This is a genomic window from Holospora curviuscula, from assembly GCF_002930195.1.
Lineage (GTDB): Bacteria > Pseudomonadota > Alphaproteobacteria > Holosporales > Holosporaceae > Holospora > Holospora curviuscula.
Genome location: NZ_PHHC01000039.1, coordinates 1 through 1,464, shown reverse-complemented (window position 1 = coordinate 1,464; position 1,464 = coordinate 1). Strand labels below are relative to the sequence as shown.

Below are 1,464 nucleotides of genomic sequence, written 5' to 3'. Positions count from 1 at the left end.
TTTCAGTATCCCCGGGCCCTTGTCTTTGCTTAAGGCGGTTCGCGCCAAGCGGACCCCGGCTTTTACCACGGTGCTGCCCACGCCTCCACTGGCCAAATCCAATGCTACGGACCCGGCGGCTAGGGCTCCTTGACCGGCGGCGCTCCAGTAATTGCCCTCCTGGATCTCATCGCCCACGTCTTTTACGCCCTGGGCTACATCGTAGGCTACTGCCAGAATGGTGGTGACAAAATTTTCCTCCAAGCCAGTGGTGGCCGCGGTGTCACAGACCTGGATATCTCCGGAATCCTTGCCCGCCAAGGCTAACCCCGTAGCCAGGAGGATTCTTAGCGATGCCACAACTCGACCTACCAGCGCCTGGGCTGCCTCCTGACAGCGCTCAGTATAGTCTTCCTGAGTTTCATTAAGCTCCCGGGTAGGCAATTGTTCTCGGATAATGCCCGTGCAGCCCTCTGCCATGGATTCCGCCGCCATGGTGGCGCCTGCCGCCAGAAGAGCCTGATTCCAGTCTCCAGTGCCGCTTTCCAGAGCCTGGAGGGAGAGAGTGGAGGCCATGGCCAGGGCTCCGTGGAGTAATTTATGTTCCAGCCCCGAAAGGCCGCTACGATAGGCCTGGCCGATCTCTGAGGCTCCTGCGGCGGAGATCTGAAGAACACCTTGGCGGGCAAGGGTTTCCAGAGGATTGCCTCCGTAGATGGCGCTATGGGCTGCCGTCGTCTTAACCAAGTTCCCGGCGCTGCCCAAGTCCCCAACCCCTAAGCTTAGCCCTTGCACTGCAAGGCTTTTTCCCGCTGCCTTGAGCATATCCGAGAGCTGGAGGGATTCGTGGTTGGCCAGAGACTCAAGACCTCCCTTCTGGATGAAGGCCTGAGCGCAAGCTGCAAGCACGCCAGAGGCAATCCCTCCGCTGGCCCCTGCCAGAGCTGCAACGCCCACCCCCAAAGCAGCCTTGAAGGCAGGCTTAAAGGTGGTACGAGGTCTCTGGGATTCTTCAGTAATAGAGGGCACGACCGTGCGGTGGATCTCGGTAAACTCTGGCCGGGGCGCCACCTCTAGGCCCGGGGGGCGCTGGCCCGTTGTGGAAATAACCTCCAGGTGCGGCGTATCCACCGCCAAATGACCCTGAACAGAACAGTCCAGGTAGTCCACCCCCTGGCCTTGGTGAGCCTGGGTTTTTTGGAGAATGCGAGAGTCCTTGACCAGCGAACCCTTCTCAAAGCTGTCATACTTCAGGGCGGGGCTCAGAAGGAGCTCCTCCCTAGCCTCAATGCGCACCTCCCCCTTAAACTGGGTTCCCTGGAAGGCCCCGCGCCGCAGCGAAAGGTGGAGCCCCTCCGCCGGAGTTATAGCAGTGCTGGCCTGGCTGAGATCCGTAAACGGCTCAACGCGCACCCCTTCAATGGACCCGGGCACCGGCTGGGTGCTGTGGCGGCGCTCTTGTATATATACATTATGAGAAGATTC

1 protein-coding gene is annotated in these 1,464 nt (G+C 60.1%); it reads right to left on the bottom strand.

Annotated elements, in window-relative coordinates; genetic code table 11:
- The coding region (locus HCUR_RS08075) for a hypothetical protein (RefSeq protein WP_165780593.1) at positions 1 to 1,464 on the bottom strand (1,464 nt) is incomplete at both ends.